We start from the raw sequence: 19235 nt of genomic DNA, 5'->3' as shown, positions 1-19235 counted from the left end.
TACAGGGGATCACCCCCGCGTATGCGGGATAAACAACCATATTTTGCTTTGAATGATATCTGTAAGAGGATCACCCCCGCGTATGCGGGATAAACTTTATTTATTGACATAAAAAAATCCTCCTTAAAGGATCACCCCCGCGTATGCGGGATAAACCAAGTTACAATAAAGGTATTATCATATAAGTAACGGATCACCCCCGCGTATGCGGGATAAACGAGCCTTTGTATATAACTATAAAGATTAGACAAGGATCACCCCCGCGTATGCGGGATAAACATGCAAAATAAAATAATCAATGAGGCAAAAAACAGGATCACCCCCGCGTATGCGGGATAAACCAAGTTACAATAAAGGTATTATCATATAAGTAACGGATCACCCCCGCGTATGCGGGATAAACAATCATATCCTCCCAGTCTTCCAGGATATGAGAGGATCACCCCCGCGTATGCGGGATAAACGCTATATTTAGCACTTTTTCTTAGATAGGTTAAGGATCACCCCCGCGTATGCGGGATAAACTTGCTTTCTCCTCTTTAAGATTAGTGGCTAACAGGATCACCCCCGCGTATGCGGGATAAACAGTACCAAAGTTAGTCAATCTGCAGCAAACGAAGGATCACCCCCGCGTATGCGGGATAAACTTACCTTTCCGCTACTCATAACTATTGATCCTAGGATCACCCCCGCGTATGCGGGATAAACTCCCCATTTTTAAGTACCTCTACCTTATCATTAGGATCACCCCCGCGTATGCGGGATAAACGTTTTTTTACTGGATTATCATCATTTATATTTAGGATCACCCCCGCGTATGCGGGATAAACTTACTGGTCTATTTGGTCAAATTGGGTCAATGAGGATCACCCCCGCGTATGCGGGATAAACCTTCCTGACTTATCATCTTAGCAAGTTCACCCAGGATCACCCCCGCGTATGCGGGATAAACAGTAATTTGATCCTTATTTTTAGCCAATCTATTTTATTTTTTCTTTAAAAATATTTACTTTAGTAGATAGTTCATAGGTAAGTTTTGCATCACTTAGAGCTCTATGTGGAACTTTTTTGTCTATTCCGTATGCTTTTAGAGCAGTTTCTAATTTATAATTTTCTAATGTTCTATTTTCTTTTTTTACATATCTCATTAAGTCTATGGTCTGATTTTTTATATGTCCTAAATTATGTTTATTTAGAGACTTATTTAAAAAATTTATATCAAAGTTATTTCCGTAATTTACTATGGTTAACCCCTTGATAAAATCTAGTAGTGCTCTTAGAGCTTCTTTTTCATCTTCTCCATTTTTTTCTAAAAACTCATCAGTTATTCCGGTAAGGTTTACTATTTCTTTAGGTAAACTATGATCTATTTTTATGGATGTAGCAAATTCTTCTAAATTTCCATTATAGAGTTTTACACATCCAATTTCTATTATACTATTTTTATTAAAATCTAATCCATCTGTTTCTATATCTATTACTACATATGATGGTGATTTTTTTGTTTGTTTTTGAAATTGTCGTGCTTTCCTCAATTTTGAGGCTCTACTGTATCCTAATTTCACTTGATCATTTACTTTGATCTTTTCTTTTTTATCTACCATTACTAAAGGTATGCCATCAAAATCTATAATAGAAATATCTTTGCTGTTTGTTTTAAAGTCATAACCTATTTCATTACGTGAAGCATAGCATATTGTAGCTTCGCCTTCTTTTACATTTTCTATTACTCTTTTCCAAAGCTCTTCTCGTACTTTGCTATTAAAGTTTCCTATATATACCCCTGTATCTATTTCTTGCATCCATTTTGTAAGATCACCGCGGAGTGATGAAGGAGTCTTTTTTAATGTTATTACTGTAAACGGCATTAGTACTCACTATAATTTATTCCATATTCTACATGCTCTTCTTTATCATCCCATAGATGAATTTGATCTATTTCTATTTCTTCTTCTTTGGGTGTTTCCAAAAGATATTGCACATCTTTTACTATTCGTTCCATTAATTTTTCTTTTTGTATAGCATCTCTGATAGCTTTTCTTGTGATAGTTTCAATATCTTCGTTTTCTAGATTTAATGAAGCTACTTCAAATGAAATAGGTATTGTTATTTCTGCCTTATATAAATCTGCGATATCATACACAAATGCTAAATCATGTCCAGAGTGAACAAAGCCTAGTCCTGGTGATATTCCAAGTGCTACTATTATGCTATGGACTAATCCATACAAAGCAACATTTGCTACCGATAAAGCTTTATTAACTTGATCTGATTTGTCAAAATCATCTGGATCATAGACTCTACCTGACCATTCTACATTATATTTTTTTGAATTATCTTTGTATATTTTACGGACTCTTGTTCCTTCTTTACCACGCAATTGTTGGATTGTTAGATTGCTTACATCTTCATTTAAAAATCTCATCTGATACATTTTTCTAGCAACGGCCGCTCTACTTCGAGTATTCGAAACTAATTTCGCTTGTTTCTCTAAATATCTTGAAGAATGGCTAAGGCTTCTACCATGGGCATATTGCCTTACACCGTTTTCTCCTACCCATACCATTGCACAACCTGTATCTCCAATAAGTTCCACTGCCCTATGGCTAATATCCGTTCCTGGACCTAGGATCAAAACACCAATCATTGCACAAGGGATTTTTACTATTCCTCGACTGTCTAAAAAAATAATTGCACTATCTTGTCTATTAATTTTTGCATGCTCTACATATATAAAGCTAACCCTATCTGATATTCTAGGAAGTTCATTTATTTCTGCCTTTTTTGCTCCAAATGATTTTTTCATATTACTTATCCAAAATTATTGTCATAAGACCAAATCCATATGCTTTTTTCTTTCCTATACCAGAAATAAGAGTCTCTATCATTTTTTCTTTATCCGCTATTTTTAGTTTTCCTTCATAAGTAACTTGATCTAAATTTATTTTCTTTGAATTATTTGAATGTTTAAAAGGCACTACTTTTCTTTCTGTTATCAAAAAATCATCCTCACTTAAAGAAAAACCATTTTTTAAAGATCTATCTAATAAATATTTAGCGAATTCTGATGCTTTTAGGGGAATTATCTTGCCTCTTTGAGACTTATCCATTTGATTTTTTACGGAAACAGTTGGATTTAAAACTACTTTAAATCGTGCTATATCCCCATTTTGAAGTTTATTTAAAAATGGACCATAATCCTTACTAGAAGCTGTGCCTTCTACACCATATTTTTCCAATTTATTTAAGTCTGGTTTTATTTCACTTACAAGTAATAAATAATTTTTGCCATTAAGTTGATCTATCCTCCAAAGCTTTCTGCTGCGGGTTTTGTTTTTTATTTCGTCAGGAAAACTTTCTTCAATCCAACTATGATAAGCATTTAAATTAGATAATTTTTTGAGGTTCATTCTATTATTAAAATCAATTTCTACTCTTGACATATACATAATAAATCCTCCTAAAGGCTTCCATAAGCATCATGTTCATCATAAACTGTATTATTATTTTCGCTTGATGGATCGATTAAATTTATTATTAACTGGCTTTCATTTCTATATTGGTATTTTCTTTCTTTTTGAGAAAAAGATATAACCATATCTCTTCTTTTGGATACTTTTAAATTTTTTTCAATAGAAGCATCCATGTAGCAAGATACAGCATTATCATTATGTTTTTTATACCAATTTTTAGCCTGCCATGGATAACTTTTTAAGATATCTATTATGTCGTCTTCAAAAACTCCAAGTAAAAAATCTGCTGGTGGTGGACATGATCTTCTGCCCATAAACGTCTGAAAATATGGATTTTGAATATTTTCATATATTTCTTCGATAAATTTATCATCATCATGACTTAAGGCTACTACAAATATTGCATCTTCAAGATAATAACGATTAGTAACATAAGTCCTATCAAAATTTCCGTTATTTTTAAATTTTTGTGCTGTATGGTAGTCTCTTAACAAATTCCCCTGTTGGTCTATTCTTACTGCGTATGTTAGTTCGTTTAATTTTTTAATTTTACTATCTTCATCTCTTTTATATCCAAAACTTGCAGCTATTAGACCTATTAATGCACTTTTTGACGGATATAGATCTGTTTGCCTTGTTTCAAAATGGGAATTAGTTCCCCATGATTGAAGAGGTCCTGCAAATTTTAATAGTATTGTTTTCAAAAAATCACCCTACCAATTTGATAACTCTGTATCTAGGAAATTACCTAAATCATCTATTAACTCATTTAATGAATTTTCATTTTCAATTTCATCAGAAGAAAAATTATAATTATTTAAGTCTAAGATAAATGTTTTTTGAGCTTTGTTTACAAATTTTTCTACCTTTTCATTTTCATTCAACAAAGCATTTACAGATTTTTCTACATAGCCTCCATTTGATCTTATCGGATTCTCAAAGGCTGAGACTAAGTTTACTGGTCTATCATCTCTTAACGTAACCATTACAAATTGAGGAAGGGTTTGATTGGCAAATGTATTTACTTTTCCTGTTGGAAGACTATTTGCAAATGATTTTACAAATAATCTGCCAGTATTTAATACAGCTTCTTTATTTTCCAATTGTTTATATAGTTCATGAATGGCTACATTTGCATATCGGTAAAGAGTTGATGAATTAAATTCTACTGTTCCAAGCATCCCTGCACCGGCATTTTCTTCTGGTGCAAGGTCATCTACTGCTGTAAAAAAGTCAAATTCTGTATCTACTGAGTGAGTTGAAATTGCATGAGCTACTTGGCTTGATGCGTCTTCGTTCAATGATGGATCATCTGCAACCATTCTACCAAACAAGGCTATATCTACGGCAGGATTATTTCTTAATATTTCTTTTAAATATTTTTTATCATTATTTCCCCCAATAGCAGCTTTTGCTAATTCTTTAGCCTGACTATCTCCCAAAAAGAAAAGAGCTTTTGCTTTTCCATCTTTGGTTTTTACACCAGCATCATTTATTATTTTTTCTGCTAAGCTAAAAGCATCTTCTTGTTTGCTAGGTTCAATTTCAGTTATTTTATCAGCTACAAACTGTACAATATCTTTTGTTCTGACTCCCACATTTTCTTGCTCACTTTGTTCATAAAAATAAGTTCTCATTGCTCTTTTCCAAGATTGGGAGCTAACTCTAGCTCTTTTTACCCCACCATATTGGCAAGTTTTTGGACTTCCTGTATCATCTCTATTTATATTTGAAGGTGGCAATGTTTGTATTGCGTGAACATCTAGGAATAGTCTATTATTACTCATTTTCTTCTCCTTTGTTATCTTTTTCTTTGTTTGTGAATTTATAGTATTCTTTAGCCCAGCTAAGCTTAATATTTTCTCTCATACTTGGTATTTGGAAATAGTATAAGTCTTGAGCTAGTTTTGCATAGTTTACCTTTTGATCTGACCTAGACTTTAATAAAGAGATTAGTTGTCTTAGGTGAAAAGTAAACTCTTCAAAAGTATCTGCACTTATCATAGCATTAAATCTTCTATCCGTTGATTTTGCATTTTCATCAGTTCTTAAAACTTTTAATGCATATCCTATATTTTTGTATTTGTTTTCATCATCAGCTTCTAATAATACACTTTGGCTATTTCCTTGCTGATGAACAGCAAATATTTGTAGGCTTGTAATTATAGCTTTTTCTTGGTATGACAAATCTCCATATTCACTAATAAATGAATCTGGTAAATACTTATAAAATGTGGAAAAAACTCCAATTGTTTGTGAATAAGGTTTTGATATAGAATTTCTAAGATTTGCTAATGTTGCTTTAGTAGCTGATGAATCTAGGTCATTTACAATTTGATTTAAGATATTATATGTAACTCCATAAATAGATGCTTTATTTATATCATTTTTATTAGACATTTAGACCTCCTTTCTTAATTGTTTATTTAAAAAGTAATTAAAAGAATTATAAGCGGTTATAATATTGTGAGTTTTTTCATCAATTGTTACACCTTTATAGTCTCTTGGATTAGCATTTGCTAAAATTCTATCGGCTTCAGTTCTTACAATTTTTTCTAATATATTTCTCCACTCTTCTATTTTTTTATCTTTACTATCATTTAGGGTAATAGATGATAGCCAATTCTTAAATAGATCATTTAGTAAAAAATATAGATTCTCTACATTTTGTTCTACAAAGTTATCTGCCTGTTGATTTCTAATTAGTTTTATTTCTTTTAAAAATCTTCTGTAAGTGATATCTAAGATCTCTTTTGTTTCATTTATAGTATCTTCAATGCGGATAACCCATCCATTTTCTGATAAATCTGTCGCTACAAAATCGTTAATATTTAAATAGTCATATATTTCATTAACTGGAACCCAGCTTGTAGCATTGCCATCATCTTCCATACTTATAGAATTAATAGTAAATTTGTAATCTCCGAGAGTACTCTTTATACTTTCTAAATGATCCATTAAACCTACTTTCCAAACATCACTTGTATTTGGATTTAAGGCAAGCAAACCAAATGATCTCCATAAACTAACATCCCTTTTATGTTTTTTGGGTGTAAAAAACCCCTTATTGGGTCCACTTTCATTTTTTCTCCATGTTGTCATAAGTTCTAGGCTTTGATTTTGATGTTCTAAATCTAATAGTTTTACAACTTCAAATGAGAATTCTCTATCCAAATCTGTGTCTGGATCAATATATATGGCTCTAGAATACCTAGTGTAAAGCTCTGACAAATTATTTACTAAAGATTTTGATAAATCCTCATTTACATTTTCCTGTGGAGAATATTCCCAAGCTGGTTTTTGTTTATTAGCATTAAAATCTGCTGGATGAACCAAGATTAAATTAAGCATCAAAGTCTCAAACAAATTATTTCCAGTAAAATAAATACCACCAATATCGTATAGCCATCCCTTAGATGGAGTAAATTTATCGTCAATATCTGTAAATTTTGTCTTATCACCTGTCCCAGTGTATCCGTGATATGTGATTAACCACCTTGCTATTTCTGCTTCTGTAGTTAAGTTTTTGCTAGAAGCATCTTTTCCTGCAAATAATGAAATTTTATTATTACTTTCTGTTATAGTTCTATTTATATTCTTTATACTTATGTTGGTTCCTTTTTTATTTTTAGTATTATTCCTAATAATATCTTCACTCACTTGCATAAATGGATATTTATCATCAAATAGGAAAAATCTGTCATGACATTTTTCAAAATATTCATTTACGATATATGGAAATTCTCCTGCTTTCCATAGATTTTTCCATGTTCTTTTTAAATCTTTTTTATAATCTTTTAGATCATCTTCTTCAACATCTTCTAACTGACGATAGTCTTCATCTAATTCTAAATATTCATAAGAAATACCATCAGCATCAAATCTAGAAAACACAGCCTGTAAAATTGCAAGCAATATTCTAAGAACAGCAAAATCTTGTGTTTTCATTTCCCCTGCTAGATCTTTATAATTACTTGCATTAGAAAATAATTCTTTTAATGATATTTCTTTAGTATCTCCATCATTATCTATAACTAGAATCCAATTTTCATCTATTAAATTAAAGCTTGTCACTATCTCCCTTCCTTTCATAAGATAGTCCGTATTTATTTGAGTATTTTAATATATAATCACCAATCTCAAAAAAACCGTTTTCATTAAAAATTATACCCAAAGAACCCTTTAGCCATGCACTCTCTTGAAATTTAGGTAAATATTCCAAATTATATTTTTCTAGAAAATTTATTGTTTTGTTTATATTATAATTTTCTGTAAGAATTTGCGGTAACTTTAGGGTGTTTGCAGCTATAAGTTTTGATATGTGAGGATCATCCATTTTTTCGTAAATGTCATTATCATATCCAAATAATCCTACGCCATTTTTATTTTCTTGAAGAGCTATAACTTCTATAGTTTCTTTTGTATCACGAACCTGCGCAAAGGCTGCTTCTTCAGTATTTACCTCATTACTATTATTTAACCAACCTATTATAGTTTCACCTTCATCTTCTAAAAAATCTGTATCTGGATTTCCTATTCTAAATACTTTGGCTTTTTCCTTTTGTCGCTCAATTAACCTCAAATGTTCATTTCTAAAGTTTTTATAAACACTATCTAAATTTTTATCTAATTTTATATCTTCATCTGAATATACCTTTTGTACAAGTTTTGATAAATCATCTGGAATTATTATTTCATCTGGCAAAAAGTATTGGCTACGTTCTAGAAGATATGAGCTGTATACAAATGATGAACCTTCATCAAATTCTAATTTTCCTGATGTTCCTATTACATATAAAGTAGGATTTTTGTAATATTCACTTCTTTTTATATCATGTCTTTGAAGTCTTCCTATTCTTTGTAAAATCAAGTCAATTGGAGCAAGTTCTGTTATCATAATATCAAAATCTATATCTAAAGATTGTTCTATTACTTGAGTACCTATATATATTTTCTTATCGGGTCTACTAGCATTTTTCCCTATTTGCTTTAATAGTTCTTCTTCTTTTTTTATTCTATGAGTATCTATAAATCTTGAATGTATCAATTCAAATGAGTCATTGCCAAAATTTTCCTCTACTACTTTTGCTAAATCTTGAGCTTTTTTTACAGTATTAACTATAATTCCTATATTTCCACCCTGCTTATATAAGGAGCTAATTAGCTTTATTAAATTATCTTCTTCTTTTCTTATAACTTCTATTTTCTTTTTGGAAGTTTTTCCGAATTTATCTTCATATTTAATTACTGAGCCATCATTATAGGTAATTAGTGGATAAGTAAATGCTGCTATTTGTCGATCATGTTTTTGTTTTCGTGTTTTTATGCCCTTGCCTATTAGATATTCTTTTATAAGTTCTTCTCTTTTTTCAGCTGGTAGAGTGGCAGACAATATTATGACTGGCACATTATAAGCTCCCATCCATCTTAAGGCTTGGTATAAGTATTGGTTCATATATGCATCATAAGCATGAACTTCATCTATTATTATAACTTTTTTACTAAATCCTAAATGTCTTAGAAAAAGATGCTTTTGCTTTAGTGATAGTAGCAAAAATTGATCAATGGTTCCTACTACAAAGTCATCTAAAATTGCAGATTTTTTTCCAGAAAACCATTCATTTACAATTACACTAGGATGATCTTCATAGTTTGCATCTGTATTTATATTTTTGGCAAGCTTTTGAAAATCTTCATTCAGATATGCTTTTCCATGTACTAATCTTAAAGATAGATTTTCATCAAAATCATCTACAATATCTGTTAGCCACTTTTCAACTCTTGGAAAAATCCCATTTGTCGTAGCCTGTGTTGGCAGGGCAAAAAATAATCCGCTAGCTCCTTTTTTTTGAGCAAGTAATTCTACGCCATACAAAGCAGCTTCAGTCTTTCCCATACCCATAGGTGCTTCAAATATAAAAATACCTGGATCATTTGTATCCAAAATTGTTTCTATAAATCTTTCTTGGTGTTTGTTTGGATAAAAACCAAATCTTTTATTAAAACTTTCTTTATAATCAAAGTTATAATCTGCTTGCCAAAGCTCAGTTTTAAACCATTTTGCAAATCCTTCTTCAGCACGTTTTTCTAGATTACAGTCTATGCTATCATATATAGAAAATAGGGGAAAATATTTTGTATTACTTGCTATCCAGTCTGCCATAATTAAAAGTCCAGTCAATATTACTTGACCAACTTGATTTATTTCTGGCAAATCATCTATATTTTCAAAACCACTTGAATTTAAAGCCCATGAAAAAAAATATTTTTGTATCTGTTCCCATTTTTGATATATTGGATTTGTACTTTTTTCTTCTTGATAATAATTTGATTCGTAGGCAATTTGATTTTTAATTGTAGTAAAGTCATCAACCGGTTTTCCATGGTGGGCACCTACAATAGAGCCTATATCTTCTTTTACACCGTATCTATACAGTATATATTCACTTGCTATAATATGATGAGATTTATTCATTGAAGGCAAATTAATATTTGATATTTCAAAAAATCCAGCCTGTTCTAATTTTTCTTTTAGTATCTTATCTAAATCATTTGAGTTTGCAAAGCCTTTTTTAATTTGAAACGCTGGGGTAGCCTTGCCTATATCATGGCAAGCTCCCAAAAACATAACAAGATTTTTTGCAATATTTTCATCCCCATTAGCTATAGAATTTATAACTATATTTTTTTGTGAATCACTCAGCCAATGTTCCCATAACATTGCTGATACATTTTTACTATCAGAAAGATGAATATATAGGGGCATCCATTCAAAATTTCCATTAGTTTCTTGTTTTTTTGCCCACAAATTTTTATAAGATTCCATTTATATTCTCCTTAGCTCCATATAGCAAGTTTTTTATTTTTTGCACTTTTCTCGATTTTTTTTAATTCATATTGATATTTTGTATCTGGTTTGTATGTTTTTGCTCTTGCATAACCATATCTTACTAAAATTCCATTTACCATTTGATTTTCTATTTCTTCATAAGTCGGATGATTTGGTTTTTCTGGTGGATTTAGCCAAACATATCTTAACAATCTTCCATATTTATCAGTATCTGAAGTATCTTTTTCTAAGTAAACTATTTGATCTTTTAATAAATTTTTGCTAAATTCTGATGCTTCTTTTCCCCAAGGCTGAGATATATTTCTTTTTGGATTATATTCTGGGGTGTCTACACCTATAAATCTTACTTTTTGATTTTCATTTTTTGTTTTAACTACTGCCGTATCTCCATCTACAACTCTTACTATCCTACCTGTTTCATAATCACTATTCGTATTGTTAAAGAAATCTATATTATTTATTAATGCGATACCTAGTATTATAAAAATAGCTAGTATGTTAGAAATTTTTTTATTATTCTTCATTTTACTCTCCTTTTTTTGCGCATATATAGATTATAACTAAATAGACAGTAAAATGTAAGTAATAAATTTTTTAGGAGGTTTTATGAAATATTCTATTAAAGATTTTGATGAAAAGGTGCAACATATATACCAAAATGATAATCAAGTGGTTACTCACTTAAATATAAAAGCTGATCAAATAATACCTACACATGATACTTCTATGTCTGTGGTAGTTGTAATTTATGAAGGGGAAGTTATATTTACTGAAGAAGACAAAGAATTTACTATAAGACCTGGTGATATTATCCAATTAGATCCAGGTCTAGCTCATAGTTTAAAAGCTACTAAGGATAGTAAGCTAATGGTAATAAAATCGGACTTAAAATAAAAAAAAACAGGGGGTTATTCCCTGGTTTAAAAATTCTAGATTTATCTTCTAGACATGCAGCCTACTTTTTTATCAGCATTGTTATTTTTTAAGTAGTTGCGGCACATATTATAAAGTTTTGCTTGATCTTTTAGACCAAATGTTTCTGGGTCTACATTATTTTCTAACATATAATTTCTGCAAGAATTATAGAGATTGTTCATATCATCATAGGTAAAGTTATCAGTTTCAAAGCCTAGTTTATTCATAGCTTCTAGGCAAGCATTATACATATATGATTTTTCTTCTTGACTTAGATCATTATATTCGTTTGATTTAACATAGGCTACACCAGTTTGGTCTATAGCATTTATATCACTTTTATCTAAGGATGTTAAATCAAAGTTTTCAAAGTTATTTTTATTTTTTTCCACTGTATTTTCAGCTTGTACATCTATAATTTGAGGGTTTAAGTCTTGCTCAGTCTTTTGAGAATTAACTCCAAAACCTGTAAGTAAGGCACCTGATAAAATTATTGGTAATACTTTTCTCATATTGTCCTCCTTTAAGTTACTGGACTATTATACCATTTTTTTATTTTATTTTAAATTAAAATAAAAATCGACCATGATTATGGTCGACTTGCTTAATAGTTTTTTAGGGCCCTGTCTATCCTACGATCTGCTTCTTTTCTTTTTATAGTTTCACGCTTATCATATTGCTTTTTACCCTTAGCTAGGGCAATTTGTATTTTTACTAGACCATCTCTTTCATATACACTTAAGGGCACTATAGTATAACCATCTTGGGTCTTTTTTCCTATTAAATTGTTTATTTCCTTTTTGTGTAATAATAATTTTCTTGTGCGTGTTGGATCTATACTTTGATCATAGGCTTCCTTAAATGGACTTACGTGCATACCGTAGATAAACATTTGGCCATTCCTATCGTCTATATAGCTTTCTTTGATACTAACTTTACCCTGTTTCATACTCTTTACTTCACTTCCTAAAAGTTCTATGCCTGCTTCATATTTTTTTTCTATGAAGTAGTCATGGAAAGCTTTTTTATTATTCGCTAATTGTTTCATTTTCCTCCAATAAATTAAAATCTATATTTCTATCATATATATCGACATTTAATACATTTATTTTTACCTTATCACCTATAGAATAGTATTTCTTTTTGTCTGTATTAAAGGCTTTTAGGCTATCTTCTTGATATTCAAAACGCTCATTAGAAAACTTATACATAAACAAGCCTTCAACGGTATTTTCCAATTCTACAAAAATTCCAAAGTCGGTTATAGATGATATTGTTCCATCAAATTTCTCTCCAATGAACCTACGCATATACTTACACTTCATAAGATCTTCTACGTCTCTCTCACAATCTTCGCTTCGTCTTTCTGTCATAGATAGATGTTCGCTTGATTTTTCTAAACTCATCTCAAGGCTTACCTGATTTAGCTTAGTAAGATTATTTTCTATATATTTTTTTAATAGTCTATGAACTATAAGGTCTGGATAACGCCTAATAGGACTTGTAAAGTGAGTGTAAAACTCTGTAGAAAGTCCGAAGTGTATATCACGTTTTTTGCTATATTTTGCTTTTTGCATAGTACGAAGCATGAGTAAATTTATGATATTCTCTTCATCTTCTCCTTCTACCTCTTCTAAGATCCTTTGAAAATCTTTAGGATATAGTTCATTTCCTCTAATATTATATCCCATAGTATTTAAAGCACGCTTAAAATTATCTAGCTTTTCAGTAGATGGTTTTTCGTGTATACGGTATATAAAAGGAAAATCCATATAACCAAATAATGTAGCTACTGTTTCATTAGCTGCTAGCATGAATTCTTCTATCATCTTATTACCAGATCCACGTTCATGGACTGATATATTAAGTACTTTACCATCTTCTCTTACGTCTATCTGGCTCTCAGTAAAATTAAAGTCTATAGCTCCTCTTTCTTCACGTTTTCTTCTTAAAATCTTATGAAGTTCATCAAATAATAAAAGTTTTTCTTTTAATAATTCATCATCATAAACAGTTTCATCATTATGATCAATAAAGTTATTTACATCGTCATAGACTAATCTATGGTCTGAATTTATGACCGCCTTATAGAAATCATTAGCAATAACCTTTCCTTTTCCATCTATAGTCATTTTTAATGATAAAGTTAGTCTATCCACATTAGGATTCAGTGAGCAGATTCCATTAGAAAGTTCTTTTGGAAGCATTGGGATTACAACATTATATAAATATGTTGAATTCCCCCTGTCATAGGCATCATTATCTAGGCTTCTTCCTTTTTTTACATAATGGGATACATCCGCTATATGAACGTATAAATCATAGTTGTTACCATTTTTCTCTATTGATATTGCATCATCAAAATCCTTAGAGTCTCTTCCATCTATAGTAACGGTAAATAAATCTCTAAAATCTGTACGATTTTTATAATCATCTGGATTAACTTCTTTATCTATATATAAAACTTCTTTTTTGGTTTCTTTCGAAAATTGATAAGGTACACCATGTTGTGCAACAAGCGAGTATACATCAACATTATTATCATTTTTATGTCCAATTATCTCAACAATTCTACCTTCTGGCTTGCCTTTTTTGGGATAATTAATAATTTCAACTACGACCTTATCCTTATTCTTTGCTCCATGAGATAATTTTTTTTCTATATAAATATCTTGAGTCATTGATTTATTATCTGCTATAACAAAACCAAAACCTTTTGACTCTTGAAAAGTACCTACTACTCTTGTGTTTCCACGTTCTATAATTTCTACAACACGTCCTTCTGCGTTGCGACCTTTTTCTTCCTTTTTAGTAATTTCGATGCGAACCTTATCATTATCAAAGGCGCCTTTGAGCTTATCTTTGCCAATGTACACATCATTAAAATCTTTATTATCTGAAATAAAAAACCCATAACCACCTTGAGCTAATGAAATTTTTCCTAGTAAAGATGTTTCTTCTAAGCTTAATGGCATAATTCTCTTCTTATGGGAAATGCGGATTTTATTTTCCTTTTCTAACTCTTTAAGTTCATCGACTATAGCAGATTTTGTGTATTTGTCAGCTTTCATATAATTTTCAAGATCTTTAATTGTCATTGGTTCATAGTTTTCATCGTAAATAATATTTAAGATTAGTTCTTTTAGGTTCATCTCTTATCCTTTTCTCTAATAAAAAAGAGGCTAGAGTTATATCTATAGCCTCTTACATAACTGCAAGCATTATAATACTAGCTAAAAATAGTAGTACTCCTCCTGCAATTACAACTTTATCTAACATTTCGTTTTTAGTTCTATGAGCACTTCTACCAAACACGTTTGTTTCTTGTCCAGTAAGTGTTCCTAGTCCTTCAGTTTTTGGATCTTGCATTGTAACAGCTACAATTATTATAGCAGATGCAATCATCAAAAGTACTGCAAAGAAATTTTCCATCAAGACACCTCCGTTTTCATCACTCATTATAATACCACAGAAAATGTCATTTAGCAATTACCCTATAGATTAAGCTGTTATTATATTACCCATCTTTCTCAAATGAAATAAATAATTCCTTTCAAAAGAAAAAAACGGAGCCTTTAACCCCGTTTTTTTACTTACCATCAACTTATTTATTAATATTATAAAATGCATCTAATCCTTTAAATTCTGCATTTTCCCAAAGTTCATCTTCAATTCTTAATAATTGATTATATTTAGATACTCTATCTGTTCTTGATGGAGCACCTGTTTTGATTTGTCCAGCATTAACAGCTACTACAAGATCTGCTATAGTAACATCTTCTGTCTCACCAGATCTATGAGAAACTACTGCTGTATATCCAGCTTGCTTAGCCATTTCAATAGCATTAAGTGTCTCTGTAAGAGATCCTATTTGGTTAACTTTTACAAGTATTGAGTTTGCTACATTTTCTTTGATACCTTTTTCAAGTCTTTGTGTATTTGTTACAAATAAATCATCACCTACAAGTTGAACTCTATCTCCAAGTCTTTCAGTAAGTTTGGACCATCCTTCCCAATCATTTTCGTCAAGTCCATCTTCTATTGAAATGATTGGGTATTTTTCTACAAGGCTTTCTAACCAGTCTATCATTTCTTCTTCTGTGTAAACTGTTCCTTCACCTTCTAAATGATATTTACCATCTTCTTTATTGTAAAATTCACTTGAAGCACAGTCCATAGCTATATATACATCTTTTCCTGGTTCATATCCAGCTTTTTTGATGGCTTCTACTATAATTTCTAGAGCTTCTTCGTTTGATTTAAGATTTGGAGCAAATCCACCTTCATCACCTACAGCTGTATTGTATCCTTTTTCTTTTAATACTTTTTTAAGGTTATGGAATACTTCTGTACCTATTTGTAGAGCATTTGCAAAGCTATCAGCTCCTAGTGGGAAGATCATAAATTCTTGAATGTCCACTGAGTTATCAGCATGTTCTCCACCGTTTAAAATATTCATCATTGGAGTTGGAAGAAGTTTTGCATTTGGCCCACCAAGATAAGCATAAAGTGGAAGTCCTAATTCATCTGCTGCAGCTTTTGCTACTGCTAAAGAAACTCCAAGGATAGCATTTGCTCCTAAATTTCCTTTGTTTTCTGTTCCGTCTAGTTCTAGCATTCTATTATCTATGCCTACTTGATCAGTAACATCATATACTAAGATTAGTTCATCAGCTATTTTTTCATTAACATTATCTACTGCTTGGATTACTGATTTTCCTAAGAAATAATCTTCGTTATTATCTCTAAGTTCTACAGCTTCCCATTCACCTGTTGATGCACCTGATGGTACTGAAGCACGACCAAAACCGCCAAGTTCTGTTTCTACTTCAACTTCTACTGTTGGATTTCCTCTTGAATCTAGGATTTGTCTTGCATATACACTTGTAATTAAACTCATTATTAATCTCCTTTATATATAAATATTATTTACTAACTATTTTCTATGATTTACTAAATCGGCAAAATCATCAGCTTTAAGACTTGCACCACCTACTAAAGCGCCATCAATATTTTCTTTTGCCATTAATTCTTTAACATTAGCTGGTTTTACTGAACCACCATATTGTATGCGTACTGCTTCTGCTGCATCTTCCGAATATAATTCAGCTATTAGATTTCGGATAAATGCACACATAGCTTCTGCATCTTCAGCGCTTGCAGTTTTTCCTGTTCCTATAGCCCAGATTGGTTCATAGGCAATTATAAGTTTTTTGATATCTTCTTCACCCACATCAGCTAAATCAGCTGTTAATTGTGCTTTTACCTTTTCTTCTTGCTTATTAGCTTCTCTTTCTTCAAGAGATTCACCACAGCAAAGTATAGGTGTTAAATCATGGCTAAATGCTGATAAAACTTTTTCATTAATTAGTTTATCATCTTCACCAAAAATATCACGACGTTCGGAATGACCTAAGATAACATAGTCTGCACCGATATCTGTTAGCATTAGTGGAGAGATCTCTCCTGTAAATGCACCAGATTCTTCATAGTACATATTTTCTCCACCAAAATTTATATCTGTTCCTTCTAGAAGTTCAGCAGCAATTGGTAAATCAACAGCTGGCGTACAAACACCTGCTTCTACTTCTTGGTCTAAGTCTTTTTCTTTGATTTCTTCTAGTAAACTTTTAGCTTCGCTTACTGTCATATTCATTTTCCAGTTTCCAACTATTACTGGTTTGCGCATAATAACTCCTTACTTATCTTCAATTGCAGAAATGCCTGGTAGATCTTTACCTTCTAAAAATTCTAGACTTGCTCCTCCACCAGTTGATACGTGAGTGATCTTATCTTTTAGTCCTGCCATTTCAATAGCTAAAGCTGAGTCTCCACCTCCTACAATAGTAGTAGCTTCTGATTCTGCTAGAGCTTTAGCAACTTCATTTGTACCATTTGAGAATTCTTTGATTTCAAATACTCCCATAGGTCCATTCCAAACAACTGTTTTTGCATCTTTAATTTTCTCAGCAAATATTTGAGCAGTTTTTGGACCTATATCTAATGCTTCTTTATCAGCTGGGATATTGTCAATGTCTACAATTTCAGTTTCTACTCCAGATTCTATTTCATCAGCTATTACTGCATCAACTGGTAATAAAATTTCTACATTATTAGCTTTTGCTTTTTCAATTAATTCGAGTGATAAGTCCATCTTATCTTCCTCAAGTAAAGATTTCCCTATTTCTTTTCCTTGTGCCTTAAGGAATGTATAAGCCATACCTCCACCAATTAGTATAGTATCAACTTTACCTATAAGATTTTCTATTACACCTATCTTATCAGATACTTTTGCTCCACCAAGAATTGAAACAAAAGGATGTTCTGGGGCCTCTAGGGCCTTTCCCATAACATCAATTTCTTTTTCTATTAAAAATCCTACAGCAGATGGAAGAATACTTGCAACACCTACATTTGATGAGTGGGCTCTATGGCTAGTACCAAAGGCATCATTTACATATAAGTCAGCTAGTGAAGCTAATTGTTTTGAGAATTCTTCATCATTTTTAGTTTCCCCAGCTACAAATCGTGTATTTTCAAGAAGTGCTACTTCACCATCTTTTAATTCGTTTACTTCTTCTTTTACTTTTTCATCAACTACTTCTGGAGATGGGATGAAGTGGAATTTTTCTCCATAATGATTTTCTAACCAATCAGCAACTGGTTTTAGGGCAAAGTCTGGATTTGCTTCTCCTTTTGGTCTACCCAAGTGACTCATTAAAATAACTTTAGCATTATTTTCTAATAAGTAATCTATAGTTGGTAAAGCTGCCTTAATTCTTGTATCATCAGCTATTTCACCTTTATTTTCTTTTGAAAGAGGAACGTTAAAATCTACTCTTACAAGAACTTTTTTATCATTAACATCTAAATCTTTTACTGTTTTCTTATTCATAATTCTCCTTAAAAATAAAAGGGCAAGAGATAAATATCTCTGCCCCTATACTATCTCTTAAAGGTTAGCTAAATAATCTAGTGTTCTAACAAGGTTAGATACATAACCTGCTTCATTATCATACCAAGCAACTGTTTTAACGATTTGTGTATCGCCATTTTCAACAACTTTTGTAAGTTGAGAATCAAATACAGATCCTGCTGGGTATCCTACAATATCACTTGATACAACATCTTCTGTTTCGTAAGCAAATGCATCATTTGAGTAATTTTTCATTGCTTCGTTAACTTCTTCAACAGAAACTTTCTTTTCAAGGATTGAGTAAAGTTCTGTAACAGAGCCAGTAATTACTGGAACTCTTAATGCTGTACCATCAATTTTACCATCAACTTCTGGTAATACTTTACCTACTGCCTTAGCAGCTCCTGTTGAAGCTGGGATTGTATTTTGTGCTGCTGCACGTCCCCCTCTAAGGTCTTTTTTAGTTGCTGGTGTATCTTGGATAGCTTGTGTTGCTGTGTAAGCGTGGATTGTTGACATTTGACCTGTAACAAAACCAAATTCTTTATTTAATACGTTTACCATTGGTGCTAAACAGTTTGTTGTACAGCTTGCTGCTGATACTACTGTTTCAGAGCCATCAAGTGTTTCATGGTTTACACCGTAAACGATAGTTTTCATCTCGCCTTTGCCTGGAGCTGAAATAAGAACTTTTTTAGCACCTGCTTTAATGTGAGCTTCTGCTTTTTCTTTTTGTGTGAAAAGTCCGGTACATTCAAGTACAACATCTACTCCTAGATCTCCCCAAGGTAGGTCTTCTGGATTTCTTTCAGCAAAGATTTTTATTTCTTTACCATTTACTTTAAATCCATCTTCTGTTTCTTCAAAGTCTCCATTAAATCTTCCTTGTGCTGTATCATATTTAAATGCATAAGCAAGGCCGTGTTTGTCAATTAGGTCGTTAATAGCTACTACTTCAATATCGTCTTGTACTTCAGCTATTCTTCTAAGTGTAAGACGTCCGATTCTACCGAATCCGTTGATTGCTACTTTTGTTGTCATTATTCCTCCTAAAAGTTTTCTACAATTACATTTAACTATA

At 31.5% G+C, this 19235-nt stretch carries 18 protein-coding genes and 1 CRISPR repeat array; of the genes, 1 reads left to right on the top strand and 17 read right to left on the bottom strand.

What is annotated here, in order from left to right; translation table 11 throughout:
- Nucleotides 1–5 precede the first annotated feature (5 nt).
- Nucleotides 6–952: direct repeats of the CRISPR family, unit length 29 nt; unit sequence AGGATCACCCCCGCGTATGCGGGATAAAC.
- A 28-nt stretch (nt 953–980) separates the two neighbouring features.
- The 9 genes from cas2e to J2Z39_RS03910 are packed head-to-tail and all read right to left on the bottom strand — an operon-like array spanning nt 981 to nt 10847.
- On the bottom strand, nt 981–1868 hold the full coding sequence (gene cas2e / locus J2Z39_RS03950) for a type I-E CRISPR-associated endoribonuclease Cas2e (RefSeq protein ID WP_209813890.1): 888 nt from the start codon (nt 1866–1868) through the stop codon (nt 981–983).
- A complete protein-coding gene (gene cas1e, locus J2Z39_RS03945; protein ID WP_117521467.1) occupies nt 1868–2806 on the bottom strand; it encodes a type I-E CRISPR-associated endonuclease Cas1e in 939 nt (312 codons plus the stop codon). Before cas1e ends, cas2e begins: the two co-directional genes overlap by 1 nt.
- A gap of 1 nt (nt 2807) precedes the next feature.
- Nucleotides 2808–3449: a type I-E CRISPR-associated protein Cas6/Cse3/CasE gene (gene cas6e, locus J2Z39_RS03940; protein WP_209813888.1), complete on the bottom strand. Its 642-nt coding sequence runs from the start codon at nt 3447–3449 to the stop codon at nt 2808–2810.
- Nucleotides 3450–3460: 11 nt separating this feature from the next.
- The gene (gene cas5e, locus J2Z39_RS03935) at nt 3461–4177 is read right to left on the bottom strand and encodes a type I-E CRISPR-associated protein Cas5/CasD (protein ID WP_117521463.1); all 717 of its coding nucleotides are present in this window, start codon (nt 4175–4177) and stop codon (nt 3461–3463) included.
- A 9-nt stretch (nt 4178–4186) separates the two neighbouring features.
- Complete coding sequence (gene cas7e, locus J2Z39_RS03930; RefSeq protein WP_209813886.1) at nt 4187–5260, bottom strand: type I-E CRISPR-associated protein Cas7/Cse4/CasC; 1074 nt, start codon at nt 5258–5260, stop codon at nt 4187–4189.
- Nucleotides 5253–5873 (bottom strand): type I-E CRISPR-associated protein Cse2/CasB, encoded by a 621-nt coding sequence (gene casB / locus J2Z39_RS03925; protein ID WP_209813885.1) that lies wholly within the window; start codon nt 5871–5873, stop codon nt 5253–5255. The genes cas7e and casB overlap by 8 nt, the downstream gene beginning before the upstream one ends.
- Nucleotides 5874–7547 carry a type I-E CRISPR-associated protein Cse1/CasA gene (locus J2Z39_RS03920; protein WP_209813883.1) on the bottom strand — a complete coding sequence of 558 codons (1674 nt, stop codon included), beginning with the start codon at nt 7545–7547 and terminating at the stop codon, nt 5874–5876.
- A complete protein-coding gene (gene cas3 / locus J2Z39_RS03915; protein WP_209813882.1) occupies nt 7534–10299 on the bottom strand; it encodes a CRISPR-associated helicase Cas3' in 2766 nt (921 codons plus the stop codon). The genes J2Z39_RS03920 and cas3 overlap by 14 nt, the downstream gene beginning before the upstream one ends.
- An 11-nt stretch (nt 10300–10310) precedes the next feature.
- Nucleotides 10311–10847, bottom strand: a complete 537-nt coding sequence (locus J2Z39_RS03910) for a thermonuclease family protein (RefSeq protein WP_209813880.1) — start codon at nt 10845–10847, stop codon at nt 10311–10313.
- A gap of 82 nt (nt 10848–10929) precedes the next feature.
- On the opposite strand from J2Z39_RS03910, the gene J2Z39_RS03905 reads away from it, so the two are divergent.
- Entirely contained in the window at nt 10930–11217 is a 288-nt protein-coding gene (locus J2Z39_RS03905) for a cupin domain-containing protein (protein ID WP_117521452.1), read from the top strand.
- A 41-nt stretch (nt 11218–11258) separates the two neighbouring features.
- Here the strand turns inward: J2Z39_RS03905 and J2Z39_RS03900 are convergent, their stop codons facing one another.
- The 8 genes from J2Z39_RS03900 to gap all read right to left on the bottom strand — a co-directional run bounded on the left by J2Z39_RS03900 (nt 11259) and on the right by gap (nt 19195).
- A complete protein-coding gene (locus tag J2Z39_RS03900) occupies nt 11259–11750 on the bottom strand; it encodes a hypothetical protein (protein ID WP_209813879.1) in 492 nt (163 codons plus the stop codon).
- Nucleotides 11751–11842: 92 nt separating this feature from the next.
- Nucleotides 11843–12286 carry an SsrA-binding protein SmpB gene (gene smpB / locus J2Z39_RS03895; protein ID WP_209813878.1) on the bottom strand — a complete coding sequence of 148 codons (444 nt, stop codon included), beginning with the start codon at nt 12284–12286 and terminating at the stop codon, nt 11843–11845.
- Nucleotides 12267–14390 carry a ribonuclease R gene (gene rnr, locus J2Z39_RS03890; protein WP_209813876.1) on the bottom strand — a complete coding sequence of 708 codons (2124 nt, stop codon included), beginning with the start codon at nt 14388–14390 and terminating at the stop codon, nt 12267–12269. Before rnr ends, smpB begins: the two co-directional genes overlap by 20 nt.
- 52 nt (nt 14391–14442) lie before the next feature.
- A complete protein-coding gene (gene secG / locus J2Z39_RS03885) occupies nt 14443–14670 on the bottom strand; it encodes a preprotein translocase subunit SecG (protein ID WP_209813874.1) in 228 nt (75 codons plus the stop codon).
- A 172-nt stretch (nt 14671–14842) separates the two neighbouring features.
- Nucleotides 14843–16138 (bottom strand): phosphopyruvate hydratase, encoded by a 1296-nt coding sequence (gene eno / locus J2Z39_RS03880; RefSeq protein ID WP_209813873.1) that lies wholly within the window; start codon nt 16136–16138, stop codon nt 14843–14845.
- 36 nt (nt 16139–16174) lie between these two features.
- Nucleotides 16175–16927 (bottom strand): triose-phosphate isomerase, encoded by a 753-nt coding sequence (gene tpiA, locus J2Z39_RS03875; RefSeq protein WP_209813871.1) that lies wholly within the window; start codon nt 16925–16927, stop codon nt 16175–16177.
- 9 nt (nt 16928–16936) lie between these two features.
- Complete coding sequence (locus J2Z39_RS03870; RefSeq protein WP_209813870.1) at nt 16937–18133, bottom strand: phosphoglycerate kinase; 1197 nt, start codon at nt 18131–18133, stop codon at nt 16937–16939.
- 57 nt (nt 18134–18190) lie between these two features.
- The gene (gene gap / locus J2Z39_RS03865) at nt 18191–19195 is read right to left on the bottom strand and encodes a type I glyceraldehyde-3-phosphate dehydrogenase (RefSeq protein WP_117521436.1); all 1005 of its coding nucleotides are present in this window, start codon (nt 19193–19195) and stop codon (nt 18191–18193) included.
- Between the last annotated feature and the right edge of the window lie 40 nt (nt 19196–19235).

Source organism: Anaerococcus nagyae (assembly GCF_017874535.1).
Classification (GTDB): domain Bacteria; phylum Bacillota; class Clostridia; order Tissierellales; family Peptoniphilaceae; genus Anaerococcus; species Anaerococcus nagyae.
The sequence above is the reverse complement of the archived record's forward strand: the minus strand, read 5'-3'. Positions and strand labels throughout refer to the sequence as shown.

Excerpts from the sequence above, each read along its gene's own strand:
- casB (WP_209813885.1), bottom strand. The coding sequence starts at position 5,873 with ATGTCTAATAAAAATGATATAAATAAAGCATCTATTTATGGAGTTACA.
- secG (WP_209813874.1), bottom strand. The coding sequence starts at position 14,670 with ATGGAAAATTTCTTTGCAGTACTTTTGATGATTGCATCTGCTATAATA.
- smpB (WP_209813878.1), bottom strand. The coding sequence starts at position 12,286 with ATGAAACAATTAGCGAATAATAAAAAAGCTTTCCATGACTACTTCATA.
- J2Z39_RS03870 (WP_209813870.1), bottom strand. The coding sequence starts at position 18,133 with ATGAATAAGAAAACAGTAAAAGATTTAGATGTTAATGATAAAAAAGTT.
- gap (WP_117521436.1), bottom strand. The coding sequence starts at position 19,195 with ATGACAACAAAAGTAGCAATCAACGGATTCGGTAGAATCGGACGTCTT.
- tpiA (WP_209813871.1), bottom strand. The coding sequence starts at position 16,927 with ATGCGCAAACCAGTAATAGTTGGAAACTGGAAAATGAATATGACAGTA.
- rnr (WP_209813876.1), bottom strand. The coding sequence starts at position 14,390 with ATGAACCTAAAAGAACTAATCTTAAATATTATTTACGATGAAAACTAT.
- cas6e (WP_209813888.1), bottom strand. The coding sequence starts at position 3,449 with ATGTATATGTCAAGAGTAGAAATTGATTTTAATAATAGAATGAACCTC.
- J2Z39_RS03910 (WP_209813880.1), bottom strand. The coding sequence starts at position 10,847 with ATGAAGAATAATAAAAAAATTTCTAACATACTAGCTATTTTTATAATA.
- cas2e (WP_209813890.1), bottom strand. The coding sequence starts at position 1,868 with ATGCCGTTTACAGTAATAACATTAAAAAAGACTCCTTCATCACTCCGC.
- J2Z39_RS03900 (WP_209813879.1), bottom strand. The coding sequence starts at position 11,750 with ATGAGAAAAGTATTACCAATAATTTTATCAGGTGCCTTACTTACAGGT.
- J2Z39_RS03905 (WP_117521452.1), top strand. The coding sequence starts at position 10,930 with ATGAAATATTCTATTAAAGATTTTGATGAAAAGGTGCAACATATATAC.
- eno (WP_209813873.1), bottom strand. The coding sequence starts at position 16,138 with ATGAGTTTAATTACAAGTGTATATGCAAGACAAATCCTAGATTCAAGA.
- cas7e (WP_209813886.1), bottom strand. The coding sequence starts at position 5,260 with ATGAGTAATAATAGACTATTCCTAGATGTTCACGCAATACAAACATTG.
- cas3 (WP_209813882.1), bottom strand. The coding sequence starts at position 10,299 with ATGGAATCTTATAAAAATTTGTGGGCAAAAAAACAAGAAACTAATGGA.
- cas1e (WP_117521467.1), bottom strand. The coding sequence starts at position 2,806 with ATGAAAAAATCATTTGGAGCAAAAAAGGCAGAAATAAATGAACTTCCT.